We start from the raw sequence: 19,187 nt of genomic DNA on the forward strand, positions 1-19,187 counted from the left end.
TTGTCCACCATTTTCGTGGACAGCTGTGTGGATACGGCGCCGGCAATCCCGCCAAAGCCGTGCACAAGGCCGGACGAGGTGAATTGCCTAGCTTCTGAGCAGCCAAAGGCTGGCTGGAGCCGGGCAGTGGCGCATTGTGCGGTGCCCACCCCACAAGCCTTTGAAAGCTGCCCAGGCTCAGCTCAAAGTTTCCCACCGAAGCTGTGGAAAACCATGTGGACATACCCCCTATCCTGGCCGGAAAACGGCGATCTTCAAGGCTTTCCGCGCTGCTGCCCAGGCTTTGAGCAGGTTTCCTAAGTCATTGTTTTTTCAGTGAAGCCTGCAAAATCAAAGGCTCAGCACTGTCAAGAGAGAACCCGTTGCAACAGCTTCTTCTATCTCGGACGGCCTGCGAAACGACCGGTGGATGGATTATGGCGCCCGCAAACGCTCGACCGTGACCCCCACACCAGCGACATCAGGAAAGATATCAGGCTTTTCTACCGTGACGCGCGCCGCCTGCACGCGGCTGTCCGCCAGGACCGCCACGGCAATGCGCTCGGCCAGAGTTTCGGCCAGCAGCACATGCCCTTCCGTGGCGGCGGCGCGGGCGGCGAGCACCACGGCCTCGTAATCCACGACGCGGGCGAAGTCGTCGGCGCCAACGCCATGCGGCGCCGCATCATCCCGCGCCAGGAGGTCCACATCGATCAGCACGCGCTGCGGTTCCGCCTCATGCGGATAGATGCCCAGCCGCGCCTGCACCTCCAGCCGGCGGATGAAGACGCGGCGCAGTCCGGCGGCGGCATCGGGGGCGAAGCCGCTCATGCCTGCGCGCCCTTCGGGGCGGCGGGCGACCATTGCAGGTGCTGCCCGCCATCCAGTGCGATCATCTGCCCCGTCATGGCTGGCAGGCGCAGGATGGCCAGCACGGCGGTGGCCACTTCCTCGGGGCTGGTGCCATGGCCCAGCGGCACGCTGGCATTCTGCCGGGCGAAATGCTCGGCGCTCTGGTTCGGGCTGGGCATCGCCGGGCCGGGGCCGATGCCATTGACCCGGATACGTGGCGCCAGTGCCAGCGCCATGCTCTGCGTCAGCGCCCAGAGCCCGGCCTTGGCGACGCTGTAGGACACGAAATGCGGGGTGAGGGACCAGACCCGCTGGTCCAGCATATTGATCACCGCGCCCTGAGCCTCCGCCGGCAGGGCGCGGGCAAAGGCCTGCATCAGCACGAAAGGGGCGCGCAGATTGGGCTCGATATGGTGGTCCCAGCTTTCGCGCGTGGCATCGTGCCATTCGTCACGCTCGAAGGTGGAGGCATTGTTGACCAGCACCCCCACCGGCCCCAGCGCCGCCGTGGCCTCCGGCAGCAGGCGGGCAGTTTCCTCCTCCCGCGCCAGGTCGGCGCGCAGGGTGGCGGCGCGGCGGCCGAGGGCGCGCACCTCATCGGCCGTGGCCTCGGCGGCTTCGGCGCTGCCGTTGTAGTGGATGGCGATGTCGAAGCCGGCGCCGGCCAGGGCCAGGGCGCTGGCGCGGCCCAGGCGGCGGGCGGCGCCGGTGACCAGCGCGACGCGGGGGATGGTATCGGGAATGGGCATGACGGGGCGGACAGTGATCGCCGCCCCGCCCGCCGTCCAGTGGCCTTGGCGCTCAGGCCAGCGCGGCCTTGCGCACTTCCTCGCGAATCTCGGCCATCAGCCGGGCTTTCAGTTCCGCGAAGACCGGGGTGGTCTTCACCGTCCAGTCGCGCGGGTAGGGCAGGGGCACCGGCAACTCCGCCTTGACGCGGCCGGGGCGGGCCGACATCACCAGCACTCGGTTGGCCAGGAAGATGGCCTCGTCGATGTCATGCGTGACAAACAGCACCGTCTTGCGCGCGCTTTCGCTGTCGGCGGCCCAGACTTCCAGCAGCAGCTCCTGCATCAGCTCCCGCGTCTGGTGGTCCAGCGCGCCGAAGGGCTCGTCCAGCAGCAGCACGGCGGGGTCGTTGGCCAGGGCGCGGGCCAGGGCGGTGCGCTGCTGCATGCCGCCGGAAAGCTGCCGGGGCCAGTGGTTCTCGAAGCCGCGCAGCCCGGTGCGGCCGATGAACTTCTCCGAGATCTCGCGGATCTCGGCCTCCGGCAGCTTCCGCTCCCGCAGCCCGAACTCGATGTTCTGCCGCACCGTCAGCCAGGGGAACAGGGTGTAGGACTGGAAGACCATGCCCCGTTCCGGCCCCGGCCCGGTCACCACGCGCCCGTCGAGGGAGACGCTGCCGCCCGTGGGCCGGTCCAGCCCCGCCACGATGCGCAGCAGGGTGGACTTGCCGCAGCCGGAGGGGCCGAGGATCGAGACGAATTCGCCTGGCGCGACATCCAGGTCCGTGGGTTGCAGGGCCAGGGTGGGCACTGCGCGCCCCTGGCCGGGGAAGGTGCGGGTCACGCCGCGGATGGTCAGCGCCATTACAGGGAAGCCCAGCGGAACAGGCGCCGGTTCAGCGCCTTGAAGAGAAAGTCGGTGATGAGGCCGATCAACCCGATGATGACGATGCCGAAGATCATCTGCCCGGTATCCAGCAGCCGCTGGCTGTCCATGATCATGTGGCCGATGCCGCTTTCGGCGCCGATCAGCTCCGCCACGATCACGTAGGTCCAGGCCCAGCCCAGCACCAGGCGCAGCGCCTCCATCACCTGCGGCGCGGCGGAGGGGATGATGACGCGCCGCAGGATGCCGCTGCTGCGCGCGCCCAGCGTATAGGCGGCTTCCACCAGGTCGACGCGCGTGGCGCCAGCGATGACGGCGACCATGATGACGATCTGGAAGACGCTGCCGAGGAAGATGACGGACAGCTTCTGCGCTTCCCCCACGCCGGCCCAGAGGATCAGCAGCGGAATGAAGGCCGAGGCCGGCAGGTAGCGGGCAAAGGAGATGAAGGGCTCGAAGAAGGCTTCCACGGATTTGTAGGAGCCCATCATCAGCCCCAGCGGCACGGCGACCACGGCGGCCAGCAGGAAGCCGCCCAGCACGCGCCACACCGTCATGCCGATGTCATGAACAAAGCCGTATTCGGTGAAGAGCGCCCAGCCCGAGGCCAGCGCCTGCCCGGGGGAGGCGAGGAAGAGCGGCGGCACCAGGCCGCTATAGGTCACCAGCCCCCAGAAGCCGATGAACACAGCGAAGAAGCCGATGCCCAGGGAGACCCGGGCGCCGGCGGAAACAGGCTTAAGAGGTTCCAAGGGATCAGCCCACGAAACGCGTGTCCAGCAGCTTCGAGAGGTCGGGCGCGTTGCGCACCACGCCGGCCTCCTTCAGCACGTCCAGCGCCTTGCCCATGAATTCCTGCAACCCACCGGCGACATAGGCCTTGTTCTCGGCCGCGTCCTGCCAGTCGATGAACTCGGCGCTGGCCTTGAAGGCCTCGCCGGTCTGATTGACGCGCTTGCCCATGATCTCGAAGGACTTGTCGGGATCGGTCTTGATCATCTCCAGCGCGGCGTTCCAGCCCTTCACCACGGCGCGCACGGCAGCCTCGTTCTTGGCCACGAAATCCGGCGTGAAGGCCAGGGTATCCACCACGCAAGGGTAGTCGGTGGTGGTGGCCAGGATGCGCCCCTTGTCGGCCGGCAGCGTGCGGATGGAGGAGAGGTAGGGCTCGTAGGTCGAGCAGCCGTCGAACTGCCCGGCCACGAAGGCCTGGGCGGCGGGCTGCGGCGCCAGGGTGGCGGTCTTCACGTCGCGGATATGGATGCCGTTCTCGCGCAGCATATAGGCCAGCACGAAGTAGGGCGTGGTGCCGGCGCCATCGACGGCGAAGGTCTTGCCCTTCATGTCCGACCAGCCGCCGATATTGGGGCGCACCGCGATGCCGTCGCCGCCCTTGGACTTGTCCAGCACCAGCACCTGCACCAGCGGCATGGTGCTGCCCCAGAGGATCATGGTGTCCACGGTGGTGACGACGCAGTTCAGCGCGCCCGAGGCCAGCGCCAGGTTGCGCTCCCGCTGCGGCACGAACTTGGTCTCGACCTCCACGCCGGCGGCCTTGAACAGCCCGGCCTGCTCGGCCAGCGTCAGCGGCGCGAAGCCGGTCCAGCCGGACATGCCGATGGTGATCTTGGGCAGCGCCTGCGCCTGCGCCACATGCGGGGCGGCGAGGGGCAGGGTTACGGCGCCGGCGGTGGCGGCCAGCAACAAGCGGCGGTTCAGCATGGTGTGACGCTCCGTTTGGGGCCAGTCGGCCCGCTTCTGCCGGGAGCCTAGCTTGCCGCGCAACGATCCGCGAGGGGAGCGGCCAAGCGTAATCACGCTACGCGGAGGCAGTTTGGCCGCTGCTTGGGCAGCCTATGCCCGCCGGTCGAGCAACAGTGTCACGGTGCTGACACCAAGGCACATCAGCAGCAGCAGGCCCCCCAGCGCGAGGGCCAGCGGCAGGTCGCCCTTCTGGGTTTCCAGCGCGATGGCGGTGGTCATGGTGCGCGTCTCGCCCCGGATATTACCGCCGACGATCAGAATGGCACCGACCTCCGCGATGGCGCGGCCGAAGGCGGCGAGAAACACCGTCAGCAGCGGCGGGCGCGCCATGCGGGCCAGTTCCAGCAGGGACTGCCGGAAGCCGGCGCCGTCGATCAGCAGCACGTCGCGGTACTCGGCCCAGAAGGGGGCCAGGGCGCGGCTGGACAGGGCAACCACGATGGGCAGGGCGAGCAGGGTCTGCGCCAGCACCATGCCGGCCGGCCGGAAAAGCCACCCCAGGCCGCCCAGCAGCCCGCTGCGCGACAGCAGCAAATAGCAGACCAGCCCCACCACGACCGGCGGCAGGCCCAGCGCGGCATTGGACAGCAGCAGCAGCAGGTCCCGCCCCCGGAAGTTCGACATGACCAGCAGCGCGGCCAGCGGCAGCCCGACAACGAAGGCCACCGCCGCCGCGGTGCCGGAGACGCGCAGGGAGAGCAGGATCACCTGCCACAATTCCGCATCCCCACCGAGGATCAGACCCATGGCAAGGCCGGTGGCCTGAAGAAGGTCATGCATGGGCCGCCGAATGCCCGTTGCACGCCGTTACCGCAACCCTGGCTTTCCTCGTGAATTGCAGAGGTGACGATTGACGGTTTGGTAAGGAGGACGAGCGCATGATGACGAAGACCCAGAATGGGATGCCCATCATGTCGCAAAATACGCAGCTTCTCGTGCTTGACCCCCGCCTTGAAGGCTGGGCGAACCTGCTGGCCGCCGCCGAGCCCGGTGTGGCCGTGCTGGTGCTGGACCCGAAGCGGGACGGGCTGACACAACTGGCCGAGGTGGCCGAGGAACTCGGGCCGCTGCAGGCCATCCATATCGCCGACCACGGCGCCCCCGGCCGGCTGCGCCTTGGCAGCCTGGTGCTGGAAGCCGATGCGCTGGCGGAGCGCACCGCCGATATCGCCCGGCTGCGCAGCGGCATGGCGCCCGGTGGGGCCCTGCTGCTCTGGGGCTGCGAGATCGGCGCCGGCGCGCTGGGTGCCCGCTTCGTGGCGGGGCTCTCCCGCGCGCTGGGGCGCGATGTGGCGGCCTCCGACGACCGCACCGGCCCCCGCCGTCTCGGCGGCGATTGGGAGCTGGAGGTGGTCAGCGGGCTGGTGCAGGCCAGCCCGGCTCAGGCCGTGGCCCCCATCGCACTGGAAGCGCACCCAGTGCTGCTGACGCCGCCAGCCGCCCGGGTGCTGCCCTTCAGTGTAACCGCGCGCTCATAGAGAGAATTAGCCAGCCTAGGCTCAGGATCTATTAACGAGCCTCTTGCGCTTTGATCCTGCTGTGATGCCATGGTGGCCGGAGGTGCTGCCATGGCCGACCTGTTCTGGCTGGCGAAGGCGCAGATCGAGCAGATCCCGCGCTCCTTCCCGCTCTCGCATGGCGCGCCGCGGGTGGACGACCGACGCGTCTTCAGCGGCATCATCCATGTTATCCATATGGCCTTCGCTGGCGCGACGCGCCTGCCGGATGCGGGCCGCACAAGACCCTCTGCAACCGCTTCATCCGCTGGAGCCGCATAGGCATCTTCAACCGCATCTTCGCGGGGCTGGCCCGGCGCAAAGGGCAGCCGGAGCGGCTGATGATCGACGCCACGAAGCGCAAGGCCCACCGCACGGCGGCCAGCCTGCTCGAGAAGGGCTGTTCCCCGCCGTAGCGGGGTCACCGAGGGCGGCCTGAGCTCCAAGCCGCACGTAGTCCCGGACGGGCAGGGTCGTCCCCCTTGTCATGCCACTCTCCGAAGGTCAGATGAGCGACCACAAGGGCGCAGCCCTGATGCGCGACGCCCTGCGTCCGCCCGCATCCTGATCGGCGACAAAGGGCATAACAGCGACCGCTTCCGTCAGGCCCTGACCGCTCGCGGCATCGAAGCCTGCATGCCGTCACGCCGTGGCCGCAAGCGGCGCATCCCGCACAACAGGAAGCTCTACCGCCAGCGGCACCGCATCGAGAACATGTTCGGCAGGCTCAAGGGTTCGAGGCACTGCCTCGGACCGCCGCATCACCATGCGCTATGGCCGCTGCGCCCACACCTTCATGTCCGCCATCTGCCTCGCAGTCACCGCCCTCTTCCGGATCAATGAGGCCTGAGTCTAGAGCATTCACCAGCGCCAGCCTTTGCCGCGGCGCCGCTTAGAGGGTTCCTCCCGTGCTTATTCTGCGTCTGATGTCATTGGAGGGAGCCCAAGGCGGTTGAACTCGAACATCGCCTTGGACCGGCAGCGGCGGAGCGGGATCTGCCGCCGGATGTCTGCTTCTCCGTGCGGAGCCTCGTGAGCGGACTGACCGCTTCCGGCCAGCTTTGTAACTTCCGCTCAGCGCTCAAAACGGCCAGTCAGTCGCTCAGCACCCGCAGCACCCGGAAAGTGGACCCAGGATTGTGGAAATGCACAGGAGGCCCGGTGCCGAAATTTTTCAGGGCACCGTATCAATTCTTCCCCTTGGTTTGGTTGCTGCTGTCCAAGGGGCATCGAGTTGTTGCGAGCGCGGAGCGGCAGTGGCGTCCCGGATCAGGCACCATCGGGCTTCAGCCGGATCGGGCATGCAGCCAGGCCAGAAGGACTCGCTGCAGAAGCGGTTGTCACGGGTGAGCCAGCGTTCGGCCGACAGGCAGCGTTGCCAGTTCTCTGGCGTCGCTGCCGGACCATCCAGGTACAGGGTCTTGAGCCATGCCATGCCGACCAACTCGGTGGCGGGGAGAAGGTCGGTCACCCACGGCCATTTGGCAGGCAAGGCCGGACGTGCGACGGCGGTCGCGCCTCTCGAGACAGCGCGGCGGTAGCCCTTCAGGAAGTGCGATTCCAGCCTGACACCGAAGCTGCCGCCATCCATGCCGATCAGCGTCTCCAGCACCGTCAGGTCGCAGCCACCCGGCAGAATGAACTCGGTCGGGAACGCCATGGCCGTGCCCAGGAATGTCCCGGCCCGCGCGAAGAGGTCGATCTCGAAGAAGTACCCGAGCACGCGCATCCGGCTCGCCGTAGACCGGATGCTGGCGGCCTCATTGCCGGGATGGATGCCGCGCCATTGCCGGAGCAGGACGGACCATACCGCCGCGGCCTCGCCGTACCCGACCTGCGATGCCGCCCAGTGGCGTTCCAGGTCCGGCGAGATGCCCCGCCCGCCGGTTTCCCGCGCCGCGGCGATCATGCGCTGGATCACCTCCTGGGCCCCGGTGCCGCCCCAGGAGACGACCTGGACCAGGTGGTGCATGGCGGGCGAGGCATCCAGATATGCCTGGAGCATGTAGCCGACGCCCTGCGCCACCAGGCCACCCTGGCTCTGCCCGGTCAGCACGACCTCGCCGCCGCCCCGCATGTCGCGTGCGTAGGCGGCGGCATCGCGGATCATCTCCAGCGCCGCTGTGGAGGTGAACTGCGCGCGCCCGAAGGTCAGCCCGGACGCCCAGCTGCGGAAGTCGCGATGCTCGAAGACATGCGTGCCCGCTATGGCGTAAATCCGGTGCGGGGCACTGCCGCCTCTCGGCAAACGCTCCAGGGCCACGGCCGCGAAGCCGCTGAACATGTCCCCATAGAGCTTCACAGGACGGTAACCGGGCAATTGGCCGAGATCGGTCTGCAGCACCGGCAGCGCGCCCGCCGCATCTGTTTCTGGCAGGCGGATGTCGTAGGCCATATCCGCAGCCACGACGGTGGCATCGTCCAGGCGCCAGAGCTGCGGCAGGCGGGACCTCCGGTCTCTCATGACGTCGGGCGTGCTGCCGCGGGGCAGGTAGAGGGTCGCCGCACTGCCTTCCGGAAGCCTGAGGTTCTGGATGCCATCCAGATGGAGCTCAAGCCGGAGCTGCCGCCCTGAGCCGCTCCACGTCGCGCGGATGCCGTGATGTGCCAGGATGTCCTGCGCAAGAGGCGCGAGGTCCGACAGCGAGAGTGTCAGCTGGCCCAAGCGGCCGCCGGCTTCGCCTGACGGTTCACTGCAACGGTCCGCCTGCAGTTCCACTGGCCCGGGCCTTGCGTTCTGCAACGGCTGCGCCCGCACCTGGGCCGGCATCAGGAGCAACAGCAGCGCGAATCCCAATCGCCAGGCACCGGGGAGGGACGCGGCAGCAAGCAGAGGCATGGCGCGCTTCCTACTAAGCGGAGCCTGTGGAATGGGGGGATGCGGAACCAGGAGTCCAGCATCACGCTTGCGGAGGTGACCTGTTCTTCGTTGCCAGGGTAGCGGATGCACCCCGCTGCACCCGTCGATGGCATCCGCGCACCTGCTGGCCAGGAGCGTTCGCTGCCCGCTTCTTCGCCCGCACCTTTCCCGGCGGCTCACGGCGCGGCCGTCTCCCTGGCTGGCGGGGTTAGGCTCCCCAGGGACTGGGCCGGCTTCGGACTCGACGTCCACCTTCCCGGCAAACTGCTTGTGGCGGCCATGATCGACCAACCACCACCGCTTCTGGATCCAGTGAGAGCGCATCTCATCCAGCAGGTGTTGGCGCAGGCGCTCCGCGGTGGCTGCACGGCCCGCGAGGTCAGGGGGAGGCGCGTGGATACCTGAAGGCGATCAGCCCGGCGCTGCCGCAGACGCAGGTTGCGGCAGCCGTCAACAAGCTGCTCGCCGAACTGGCTCCGCTGCTGGGAGACCTGATTCACTGCGAGCCGGATGCACGGGTTGAGCCGCCGGGACAGCTTTGGCAGGGATAGAGGCAGATCGATACGACGCGCCGGCCTGAGGGGGCGCGGCAGAAGCGGATGCGAACGGTGAGGGCTGAATGCCAGGCCCTCCTGTGCGGCCGCTTGATCCGACCTTGCTGGGGCAGCGTCAGGAGTCGAGGCTGCGATGCCATATGGTGTGGGGGATGAGCGCCTCCGTTCTGATGTCTATGCCAAGGCCAGGACCGGACGGCACCGACACGGTGCCGTCGGCATTCACCGTCGGCCGGCCTGCCAGGTCCAGGAGCGGGTTGGGCCCAGCGTCGAACTCAAGATATGGAAAGGGTGCGGCACCACCGGCACGGTGGGTGGGCAGAGTAGCGGCGAGGTGCAGCGCCGCATGGAAGTTCACCGTGCCACCCCACACGTGCGGCACCACGGGGCGGTCGTACAGCTCCGCCAGGCTCGCGACACGGCCGACGCCGCTCAGCCCGCCGCAGATTGCGATGTCAGGCTGCAGCACGTCCATGCAGCCAGCATCCAGGAAGGGCTTGAACTCGGCAGCGGTGCCGTAGGTCTCGCCTCCCGCCAGTGCTGGCCGGAGTTGGCCCGCCAGCATCCGGTAGCCCGCCAGGTCCTGCGGCGAGGCTGGCTCCTCGATCCAGAGCAGGTCAGCCGGTCCCATGGCCTCGGCGGCGGCGAGGGCTGCGCGCGGGGTGTAGGACTGGTTGAAGTCGAGCATCAGCGTGCCCTCCCGCCCCATCAGGCGCCGCACGGCGATGGCCGTGGCCGCGTCATCCGCCGGGCGGAAGCCGCTACGGAGCTTGATGGCGCGGAAGCCGGCCCGCAGGTAGCCCTCGGCCTCGCGTTCGAACTCGCGATAGGGGTGGCCACCTGGCTTGAAGAAGGGGCCGCTGGCGTAGGCGGGCACGCGGTCCCGTACCGCGCCCCCGAGCAGGGTGGAGAGCGGCACCTCCCGCAGCCGTGCCGCCAGGTCATGCAGCGCCATGTCCAGCGCGGCCACCGCCGTCATCGCGGTGCCCTGGGTGTCCGAGCCCGCGGCGTCGCACATCCAGTGCCACAGGCGGCCGAGATGCGCCGGATCCTGGCGCAGCACGCCGCGCGCCAACTGCGCCTCGATGATGGCGCCCGCCGCCGCCGGAGCCGCCCAGGTTTCCCCCCAGCCGGACAGGCCGGAGGAGTCCACCACCTCGACCAACAGGGTCTCCCGCCGGTCGAAGAAGATCAGGGCGTTGCCGATGGTCTCCGGCAGCGGCGCCACCAGGTGGTAGAGCCGGATCGAGGCGATGGTCACGAACGCACCTCACGAGGCGTGGCGGAAAGGGGGGCGGCGGGGCGCTGCATCATCTCCCGCATCGAGCGGCCGAGGACCAGGATGGCGCAGGCGGTCACCGCCATGACGCCTGCCAGCACCAGCTGCGCACCGCTGAAGCCGCCCGTGGCGTCCCGCACCCAGCCAATGATGGTAGGGCCGAAGAAGCCGCCCGTGCTGCCCACCGAGTTGATGAGCGCGATGCCCGCCGCCGCCGCCGCGCCTGTCAGCAGGGTGGTGGGGAAGATCCAGATGTTGGGCGATGCGCCGCCGATCCCGGCCGCGCCGATGGTGAGTCCGATCAGCCCCACCACCGGGTTGGTACTGAGCGCCGCGAGGACGAAGCCCGCGGCGCTGACCAGGAAGGGACCGGCGGCATGCCAGACGCGCTCCCCCGTCTTGTCGGCGTGGCGGCCCACCACGATCATGGCCAGCGCCATGAAGGCGGAGGGGATGGCGGTCACGAAGCCGGTCTGCAGGTTGCTGAGACCGAAGGCCTTGACGAACTGCGGCATCCAGATCGCGATGCCCGTCGTGCCCATGACGAGGCCCACGGCGATCAGGCACATCAGCAGCACGCGAGGGTCCGTCAGGGCGCGGCCGATCGTGAAGCGCTCTTTGCTTTCCTGCCTCGCGCGCTCGGCCTCCAGGCGACCGGACAGCCAGATCCGCTCATCTTCTCGCAGGAAGGTGGCGGTGCGCGGGCTCTCCGGCAGGGCCAGCAGCACCACGATGCCCATGATCACCGCGGGCGCCGCCTCGATGACGAACATCCACTGCCATCCGGCCAGGCCGTGCAGGCCGTTCATGTACTCGATGATGAGGCTGGAGACCGGCGCGCCGATCATGGAAGACAGCGGCACGGCGATGTTGAAGGTGGCGAACATGCGGGCGCGGTATTCGCGCGGGAACCACAGCGTCATGTAGAAGATCATGCCGGGGAAGAACCCGGCTTCCGCCGCGCCCAGCAGCACGCGCACGATGTAGAAGCTGGCCGGGTTCCACACGAAGGCCGTGGCGGCCGACAGGATGCCCCAGGTGATGAGGATGCGGGCGATCCAGATCCGCGCGCCGAAGCGCACCAGCAGCAGGTTGCTGGGCAGCTCGCACAGGATATAGCCCAGGAAGAAGATTCCCGCCCCGAAGCCGAAGACCGAGGCGGAGAAGCCCAGGTCCTGGTTCATGGTCAGCGCTGCGAAGCCGATGTTCACGCGGTCCAGGAAGGCAGCGAAATAGCAGATCATCAGGATCGGCAAGATCCGCCAGGCCGCCTTGGAGACGATGTCCGGTCTGTTGTCCAACGGGTTTCCCTCCCTGTCGCGGGCTGTACCGCGTTCCGTTGGCTAATTTATTCAGTCATTGACTCCGCCAATCAAATCGGATGTTTCAAACTCACAACATTGGAAATCCTGAAGATGCGGGTGACGCTGGCGCAGCTCGAAGCCTTCTTCTGGACTGCCCAGCTTGGCTCTGCGCAGCGCGCCGCGCAGCACCTGAACCTGGCGCAGCCGACCCTGTCTCTCCGCTTGAAGGACCTGCGTGGCGCGCTGGGCCATGATGTGCTGGAGCGTACCGGACGCGGCTCGCGCCTGACCGCCGAAGGCAGGGCGCTGCTGCCGCGGGTGACGGCCATCATGGCGGAACTGCGGGGCATCGGCGGCGCCGATCCGGCGCGCGACGTGGCCGGTCCGGTCCGCGTCGGCCTGGCGGAAGGGTTCGCCGTGACCTGCCTTCCGCCGCTGCTGGCCGGACTGCTGGAGGACCACCCGGCCTTGCAGCCGGAATGGGTGGTGTCCACCAGCACGACCCTGGAGCAGGCGCTGCTGCGGGACACGCTCGACCTGGCGGTGCTGCTGAATCCCATCGGCGACGAGCGGCTGCGCCTGACGCCCCTCGGCGGGCAGCCCACCAGTTGGGTGGCGCCCGCCGCCTGGGATCTGGCAACGCCCGTTTCCCCACGCGACCTTTGGTCCTTGCCCGTCATCAGCAATCCGCCGCCTTCCGCCATGCACCGGCAGATCATGCGCTGGTTCGGCGGGAGCGGGCTGACGCCGACGCGGTTGAGCATATGCACCAGCGTTGCCGTGATCGCGGAGCTGGTCGCGGGCGGCATCGGCGCCGGACTGCTGCCAATGCCAATGGCGGCGCGCTACGTGGCGGAAGGAACCATGCAGGTCCTGACCGCCGAGCCACGGGTGGAAAACGGCTTGCTCGTCATGGCCTACCGCACTGGCGTCGACGATCCGAAGGTCCTGGCGGTGACACGCACCATCGCACGAGTGATGCAGGCCATCGACTACGTGGAATCCTAAAGAACTGCATGTTCGGCACCACCGGCGCCGTCCCTCGGCTGCCAAGGTTCAAATTGGTGAGTTCCCCGCTACGCCAGCTTGTGTCCACCGCCCTCACTCGTATCGAGGGCACTAGATGCCCGCGGGTGAGGCCGGATTGGAGACCGCCGGTACGAGCCCCGTCGTAGCCCAGCACGGCCAGCTTCGCGTGGAACTGCCGGGAGGTGCGTTTCTGTTTGCGCGGCCTGCGGGCATCCGTCCGCGGCCAGCCGCCCGGCAAAGGGAACATCTCCGGTGAGACAATCCATTTCCGCGATGCCTTACGAGAAGCTAGGCTGTGGTTCCTCCATGCGGAAGCTAAGTGCCAGGACATCACCGTGACCGTATTCGAAGAGACCCTGGCAGCCGACCGCGCCACACCCCACCAGGTAAGCCTTCCAGCCCTGCTGGCGGTGCTCGTGTCAGTGTCGATCTCGACGCTCGACATCTCGCTGACCAACACCGCCCTGCCAGCTATTGCCCGCGATATCGGGGCGGCCAGCGCCACCTCGATCTGGGTGGTCAACGTGTACTATCTCGTGGTGGTCGCCTCCCTGCTGCCGCTTGCGGCACTGGGAGAGATCTTCGGGCACCGGCGCGTCTTCATCGCGGGGATCTTGGTCTTCATGGTCGGGTCGCTCGCCTCCGGGCTGGCTTGGTCGCTACCCACACTCGTGGCTGCCCGCGCCGTGCTGGGCCTCGGCGCCGCCGCCATTTCGGCGGTGACCCCGGCTCTGATCCGCTTCATCTACCCGCCACAGCACCTCGGCCGCGGCCTCGGTGTCTATGCGCTCGTTGTCGGGGTGGCCTTCACGGCTGGTCCGACCATCGCCGCCGCCGTCCTAGCCGTCGCCAACTGGCCGTGGTTGTACCTCGTGAACCTCCCGGTCGGTCTCGTTGCCACAGGCCTCACACTGCGCAGCCTTCCCGCCACGGAGAGGAACGCGCGCCCGTTCGACGGCCTGTCGGCAACTCTTTGTGCCGCGCTCTTCGCCTTGATTTTGACGGGTCTGTCCGGCCTCGCGCACCAAGTGGCGTGGATCTGGATTCTGGCCGCATGGATCGGTGCCGCCTTCTGCGGCTATGCCTTGCTGCAACGCGAGGCCGGCCGGCCCGCACCGATCCTCGCGGTGGATCTGTTCCGACGCCCCTTGTTCTCCCTGTCGTCAGCGACCTCCGTCTGCGCCTTTGCCGTCCAGGGGCTGGCCTTCGTCGTGCTGCCCTTCTGGCTGCACACCGGGCTGGGGTTCAGCCAGTCCGAAACAGGACTCCTCATCACCCCCTGGCCTGCCACCCTCGCGGTGATGGCCCTCATCGCGGCGCCCCTGGCCGACCGGCATTCCCCTGGCCTGCTTGGAGGCGGCGGACTGCTGATCCTGTGTGGCGGCATGGCGAGCCTTGCCCTGTTGCCGTCCCATCCGACGCCGCTCGACATCGCTTGGCGGATGTCGCTGTGCGGGGTGGGGTTCGGCTTCTTCCAGGCACCCAATATGAAGGCTATCATGGCCAGTGCGCCACGCGAGCGAAGCGGCGGCGCCAGCGGCATCGTCGCGACGTCGCGCCTCCTGGGCCAGGCGATCGGCGCGGCTCTGGTGGCGCTTTGCCTTTCGGCCTCGCCCGCAGGCGGTGCCCTCATGGCGGTATGGGTCGGCTGCTGCATCGCCATCCTGGGGAGCCTGATGAGCTTGTCCCGGCTCCTCCCTGCCGTACGCGGCCGGGTCTAGCACGACTTGGCGCCTTGAGGCCGGGTGACGGTTCCCTCCCTGCTGAACGATGCAGCGGGAGGCGAGGATGGCAGCCGTTCACGGTAGTGGCGCCGACCTGGATCGCTGGCTGGTGCCCTTGCTGGAGGATTGGTGCCCGCCGCTTTCCGGCTACCACCTCTTCTATCCAAGCCGCAGGCAGACGACGCCAACCTTCACGGCTGGCGTAGGTGCGTTGCGATATCGCGCGAGGAAAGTTGCAGGCTGACCAAATCGATCATCAGGATAGCTTGGCCGCGCTTCGAAGAGCGGACGCGGAACTCCATCGCTTTGATGGAAACGCCAACTGTCACCGCCACATCCAGCAGCAGGCGGACAGCGCATTCAACGGGGCGTTGTCGACGCTACCGGGGCGCCATCGCCTTTTCGGCTTACTGACGCGGCAGTGGCTGCTTCAGCCATGACGGACATCCTCGTAAGGCTCATGAGGTTTCACATCGGCACCGGGGCGGGCATTACCGGGCCGGGGAGTTCCGCACCCCGCCGGATCAGGTCTCGAAGTGTCATCGCGCCTAGCTTCCCCAGGACAGGCTCCGTGAGTTCGCTGAACTTGGCGTCCAGTTCCTCATCGGTGAGCGGATCCTCCGGGTCTCCTTTCCGGGTAGGCTGCTCGTGCTCGAAAACCTGACCGTCCCTGAGTTCCAGCCGTAGCCGGGCGGCCCGGCGCCTTGGATAGGCATCGACCAGTTCCGGCGCCAAGCTGACGGACACCCTCGGCATGAAGGCATGCAGCACCGGGTCGTGCAGCCGCTCCGGCGTGAAGGCGTTCAGCCGGACGGCACCGTGGTGCAGTAGCGCGGCCACGCAGTACTGCATGCTGAACCGGGCTTCCTGCTCGGTTCGCACGGACGGCCGGTCGCACATCTCCGCCGTGGCGCGGTAGCCAGCGACGTGGATGCGCAAAACGTCCTCCGGCCGGAAAGGCTGCCGGGCCTTCATTGCCAGCAGGCCGTCGAGCGCCGGAAAGATATGGCCGCAGCACCCGTGGTTCTTGAACGTCATCTCGCCGATCACGAAGCGGGTGCCGAGGCCGGCCAGCGCCAGATCCCAGCGTCCGGTCGAATCGCTGGTGGCGGCTGCAAACCCAGCAGGACCATCCAGTACGTCCGGTGCGCCCGTTATGCCAACGGCCGCGGCCCGTGCGGCCAGCACACCCGCCTCGGCAGCGTGGCCCGGGTGCATCGGCTTGCTCATGCCGCTGCCGCGGAACGCCTGCTGCAACCCGCCGGACATCGTGGCGGCCAGGGCGATCGCATGGCCGACCTGATTGGCATCGCAGTCCAGCAGAACGGCAGCGGCCACGGCGGCCGCGATGGTACCGACCGTCGCGGTGGTGTGCCACATCCGGTAATGGCTGGGCTGCACCGCCAGGGCTATGCGGCCGCCGACCTCGTAGCCCGCCGCCATGGCACGCAGCAGCGCGTCCATGCTTGCGCCGCGCGCCTGCGCCACGGCCAGGGCCGCGGCCACTGTCGGGCTGCCAGGGTGCAGTCCTGAATCCCGGTGAATGTCGTCGAACTCAACCGTGTGGCTCGCGATGCCGTTCAGCAACGCGGCGTGCCTGGCGGAGCCACGCTGCCCGTCCACGTAGCAGATGGCGCTGCCTTCCCCCCGCTCATCCGCCAGTGCCGCCGCCAACAAGGTTGCCGGAGGCTGCCGCGCGCCGGGCAGGGTCGCGGCGAACCAGTCCAGCAGGGCCCGCCGCGCATGATGCTCCAGGCCCTCCGGCCAGGCGGCATACCGCCAGTCCGCAGCATGGGCGGCCAGGACGGGCAGGGGGGGCGCGGTCACCGGAGCACTGCCAGCCCGTCCACCGCCCGGGCGCCTTGCCCCTGCGGCAGCACGAAGAGCGGGTTGATCTCCGCTTCCAGGAGGCGATCGCCTGCCGCGCCAGCCATGGCGGCAAAGGCCATCACGGCGTCCACCAAGGCCGGTACATCGGCCGCCGGGGCACCGCGGTAGCCACGCAGCAGGCGGGCGGCCTTCAGCTCCTCCACCATGGCCTCCGCATCCGTGCGGGCAATGGGCAGCAGGCGCAGGGTGGTGTCCTGGAACAATTCCGCCGCCACGCCACCGGAGCCGAGCAGGATCACCGGCCCCAGTTGCGGGTCCCGGTGGAAGCCCAGGATCATCTCGACCCCGCCGCGGATACGCTCCTGCACCAGGAAGCCTTCCAGAGCCGGCGCCCCGGCGTCCTTCAGCCTCTGCTGCATGGTGACGCAGGCATCCGGCACCTCGTCGGCCCGGAGGCCGACGCGAACACCGCCGATGTCGCTCTTGTGGGCAATGGCGCGGGACAGCACCTTCAGCACCACTTCGTCGCCAAGCTCCCGCGCGGCGGCGGCGGCGCCCTGTGCGTCGGCGGCCACATGCTCGCGGGTCACCGGCACCCCGAACCGCGCGAAGATGGCCTTGCTTTCGGCCTCGTTGAGATTCCCGGCGGGCAGGCCCGCCAGCACGGACGCGTCCTCGGCCACGGGGTCCGGCAGCGGCGGAAGCGCGCGGCGATGCAGGGCACGCAGCATGGTGGCGCAGCTTTCCGGCGTCGCGAAGGCGGGTATGCCCTGCCCATTCAGCAGCCGCACCAGATGCGGGGCGTGTGGGCTCACATAGGCCAGCACCGGCTTCTCGCTGCGCGCCTGGCACTCGACGATGGCGCCCGCCACGATGTCCGGCGTCGCCAGGGCGGAGGAGCCGATCACGACGACCACCGCGTCGTAGCTCGGGCTTTCCAGCAGCGCGTCGATGGCGCCGCGAAACAGGTCCGGCCGCAGCCCGGCCAGCGTGACATCCACGGGATTGCGCCCGATCGTGACAGGATCCTCGTTGAGCAAGGCGGCAAGGCGCTGGGTCGTCGCCTCGTCCGGCGCGGGGACCTCGATGCCCGCCAGGCCACAGTTATCGGCCAGCAGCGTTCCGGCGCCACCCGTGGAGGTCAGGATGGCGGCCCGGTCCCCCTTCATGCGCCGCCCGCCCGCCAGTGCGGCGGGGATGTCCAGCAGGTCCGTGAAGCTCTCGGCGCGGATGACGCCGTATTGCCGGAACAGCGCGTCGTAGACCCGGTCCGCCCCAGCCAGCGCGCCAGTATGGGATGTGGCCGCCCGCGCCCCGGAATCCGAGCGGCCGACCTTGTACACGACAATGGGCTTGCCCAGCTCGGCTGCCCGCCTCGCCGCCTGCTTGAAGACCTCGGGCCGCCGCAGCCCTTCCATGTAGACGGCGATGACATCGGTGGCCTCGTCCTCCACCAGGTGCGCGATCATCTCGCTGCTATCGATATCCGCCTCGTTGCCGGTGGAGACCAGCTTGGCGAAGCCAATGCCCCGGTCCGCCGCGCGCGACAGCAGCGAGCCCAGGATGCCGCCGCTCTGCGACACCACCGAGATGCGGCCGGTGGCGAGGTTGCCAACTTCCAGCGCGCCGGTGGCGGACAGCATCATGCCGTCCGTCAGGTTCACCAGCCCGATGGTATTGGGGCCGAGCAGCCGCATCCCGCCCGCCGCGTCCTTCAGCGCCTGCTGGCGGCGGGCGCCGTCCTCGTTCGCCTCGCCATAGCCGCTGGCCAGCACGATGGCGGCCTGGCAGCCTTTGGCCGCGAGGTCGCGCACCGCCGCCTTGGCCCGCTCCGGCCCCAGCAGCACGATGGCGGCGTCCGGAGCGCCAGGCAGCGCGGCGACATCAGGGTAGCAGCGCAGGCCCGCGATGCTGTCGGCGCGCGGGTTCACCGGCCAGATTTCGCCGGAGAATCCGTATTTCTGCAGATAGCCGACGGGGCGGCCGGTCATCTTGCCGGCGTCGGCGGAGGCGCCGATCACCGCGACGCTGCGCGGGCGCAGCAGGGCACCGATGGCACTCATGCCACCTCTCCCTTCTGCTTGGCCGCGCGGCGCCGGGCGACGCCTTCCAGGAAAGCCGCGACCGATTCCTGGTGCTCGCGGGAGCTGTAGCAAATGGCCTGCGCCTGGCTGCCCATGGAAAAGACCTGCTCCACCGAAAGCTCGAAGGTCTGGTCGAGGATGTTCTTGCTCAGCGCCAGTGCAGCGGGGGCGCCGTGGCTCAGTTCAGCGGCCCAGGCGCGCGCGTCGTCCAGCAGCGTCCCGGCACCCGTGACGCGGTCGATCATGCCGATGCGGAGCGCTTCCTCCGGCTCCACCGTGCGGCCGGAGAAGATCAGTTCCTTGGCGCGCGACAGGCCGACGCGGCGCGGCAGGAAGTACATGCCGCCGCCATCCGGGATCAGCCCGCGCAGGATGTAGGTCATGGCGAAACGCGCGGCGTCGGAGGCGATGATGAAGTCGCAGCACAACGCGACGTCGCAGCCCAGCCCCGTGGCGGCGCCGTTGACCGCGGCGATGGTCGGCTTCGGCAGGGCGTGCAGCATGGAAATGGCGTGGTGCGTGCGCTGCTGCCTGCGCCAGCCGTTCAGCGCCACCTCGCCCTGCGGCACGGACAGGCGCGCCTGCATCGACTTCACGTCACCGCCCGAGCAGAAGCCCTTGCCCGCGCCGGTGACCACCAGCGCCTTGATGCTGTCGGTCTTGGCCACGTGGTCCAGCGCCGCCATCAGGTCCGCGCGCATGTCGTCGTCGATGGCATTGCGCGCCGCCGGGCGGTTCAGGGTGAGAACCGCGACAGGGCCATCGGCCTGCAGCAGGATGGCATCGGATTCGGCGGAAGTGGGGGTCATGGGATCAGT

General features: G+C 68.6%; 15 protein-coding genes and 1 pseudogene. 4 read left to right on the forward strand and 12 right to left on the reverse strand.

What is annotated here, in order from left to right; genetic code table 11:
* Positions 1 to 414 precede the first annotated feature (414 nt).
* The 6 genes from EBE87_RS05635 to EBE87_RS05660 form a co-directional block, all read right to left on the reverse strand.
* Complete coding sequence (locus tag EBE87_RS05635; RefSeq protein ID WP_120636681.1) at positions 415 to 810, reverse strand: dihydroneopterin aldolase; 396 nt, start codon at positions 808 to 810, stop codon at positions 415 to 417.
* Positions 807 to 1,580, reverse strand: a complete 774-nt coding sequence (locus EBE87_RS05640) for an SDR family oxidoreductase (RefSeq protein WP_120636651.1) — start codon at positions 1,578 to 1,580, stop codon at positions 807 to 809. The genes EBE87_RS05635 and EBE87_RS05640 overlap by 4 nt, the downstream gene beginning before the upstream one ends.
* A gap of 52 nt (positions 1,581 to 1,632) precedes the next feature.
* On the reverse strand, positions 1,633 to 2,424 hold the full coding sequence (locus tag EBE87_RS05645) for an ABC transporter ATP-binding protein (RefSeq protein ID WP_120636650.1): 792 nt from the start codon (positions 2,422 to 2,424) through the stop codon (positions 1,633 to 1,635).
* Positions 2,424 to 3,197, reverse strand: coding sequence for an ABC transporter permease (locus EBE87_RS05650; RefSeq protein WP_120636649.1), 774 nt, complete (start codon positions 3,195 to 3,197; stop codon positions 2,424 to 2,426). The genes EBE87_RS05645 and EBE87_RS05650 overlap by 1 nt, the downstream gene beginning before the upstream one ends.
* 4 nt (positions 3,198 to 3,201) lie before the next feature.
* Positions 3,202 to 4,167 carry an ABC transporter substrate-binding protein gene (locus EBE87_RS05655; protein WP_120636648.1) on the reverse strand — a complete coding sequence of 322 codons (966 nt, stop codon included), beginning with the start codon at positions 4,165 to 4,167 and terminating at the stop codon, positions 3,202 to 3,204.
* A gap of 132 nt (positions 4,168 to 4,299) precedes the next feature.
* Positions 4,300 to 4,989, reverse strand: coding sequence for an ABC transporter permease (locus EBE87_RS05660; RefSeq protein WP_120636647.1), 690 nt, complete (start codon positions 4,987 to 4,989; stop codon positions 4,300 to 4,302).
* Between the two features lie 98 nt (positions 4,990 to 5,087).
* On the opposite strand from EBE87_RS05660, the gene EBE87_RS05665 reads away from it, so the two are divergent.
* Positions 5,088 to 5,687: a DUF4347 domain-containing protein gene (locus tag EBE87_RS05665; RefSeq protein WP_120636646.1), complete on the forward strand. Its 600-nt coding sequence runs from the start codon at positions 5,088 to 5,090 to the stop codon at positions 5,685 to 5,687.
* A 90-nt stretch (positions 5,688 to 5,777) separates the two neighbouring features.
* A pseudogene (locus EBE87_RS05670) lies at positions 5,778 to 6,555 on the forward strand (IS5 family transposase).
* 324 nt (positions 6,556 to 6,879) lie between these two features.
* Here EBE87_RS05670 and EBE87_RS05675 read toward each other — a convergent pair.
* The 3 genes from EBE87_RS05675 to EBE87_RS05685 all read right to left on the reverse strand — a co-directional run bounded on the left by EBE87_RS05675 (position 6,880) and on the right by EBE87_RS05685 (position 11,699).
* Entirely contained in the window at positions 6,880 to 8,544 is a 1,665-nt protein-coding gene (locus tag EBE87_RS05675; RefSeq protein ID WP_147425937.1) for a hypothetical protein, read from the reverse strand.
* 690 nt (positions 8,545 to 9,234) lie between these two features.
* Positions 9,235 to 10,380: a mandelate racemase/muconate lactonizing enzyme family protein gene (locus EBE87_RS05680; RefSeq protein WP_120636644.1), complete on the reverse strand. Its 1,146-nt coding sequence runs from the start codon at positions 10,378 to 10,380 to the stop codon at positions 9,235 to 9,237.
* On the reverse strand, positions 10,377 to 11,699 hold the full coding sequence (locus tag EBE87_RS05685; RefSeq protein ID WP_233553018.1) for an MFS transporter: 1,323 nt from the start codon (positions 11,697 to 11,699) through the stop codon (positions 10,377 to 10,379). The genes EBE87_RS05680 and EBE87_RS05685 overlap by 4 nt, the downstream gene beginning before the upstream one ends.
* 114 nt (positions 11,700 to 11,813) lie before the next feature.
* On the opposite strand from EBE87_RS05685, the gene EBE87_RS05690 reads away from it, so the two are divergent.
* The gene (locus EBE87_RS05690; RefSeq protein WP_147425935.1) at positions 11,814 to 12,710 is read left to right on the forward strand and encodes a LysR family transcriptional regulator; all 897 of its coding nucleotides are present in this window, start codon (positions 11,814 to 11,816) and stop codon (positions 12,708 to 12,710) included.
* 356 nt (positions 12,711 to 13,066) lie between these two features.
* Positions 13,067 to 14,452 (forward strand): MFS transporter, encoded by a 1,386-nt coding sequence (locus tag EBE87_RS05695; RefSeq protein ID WP_233553011.1) that lies wholly within the window; start codon positions 13,067 to 13,069, stop codon positions 14,450 to 14,452.
* A gap of 471 nt (positions 14,453 to 14,923) precedes the next feature.
* Here the strand turns inward: EBE87_RS05695 and EBE87_RS05705 are convergent, their stop codons facing one another.
* The 3 genes from EBE87_RS05705 to EBE87_RS05715 are packed head-to-tail and all read right to left on the reverse strand — an operon-like array spanning position 14,924 to position 19,178.
* Complete coding sequence (locus tag EBE87_RS05705) at positions 14,924 to 16,282, reverse strand: MmgE/PrpD family protein (RefSeq protein WP_120636642.1); 1,359 nt, start codon at positions 16,280 to 16,282, stop codon at positions 14,924 to 14,926.
* Positions 16,279 to 18,348 (reverse strand): acetate--CoA ligase family protein, encoded by a 2,070-nt coding sequence (locus EBE87_RS05710; RefSeq protein ID WP_120636641.1) that lies wholly within the window; start codon positions 18,346 to 18,348, stop codon positions 16,279 to 16,281. Before EBE87_RS05710 ends, EBE87_RS05705 begins: the two co-directional genes overlap by 4 nt.
* A complete protein-coding gene (locus EBE87_RS05715) occupies positions 18,345 to 19,178 on the reverse strand; it encodes an enoyl-CoA hydratase/isomerase family protein (protein WP_120636640.1) in 834 nt (277 codons plus the stop codon). The genes EBE87_RS05710 and EBE87_RS05715 overlap by 4 nt, the downstream gene beginning before the upstream one ends.
* Between the last annotated feature and the right edge of the window lie 9 nt (positions 19,179 to 19,187).

Origin of the sequence: Teichococcus wenyumeiae, assembly GCF_003696345.1 — a bacterium.
GTDB lineage: Bacteria > Pseudomonadota > Alphaproteobacteria > Acetobacterales > Acetobacteraceae > Pseudoroseomonas > Pseudoroseomonas wenyumeiae.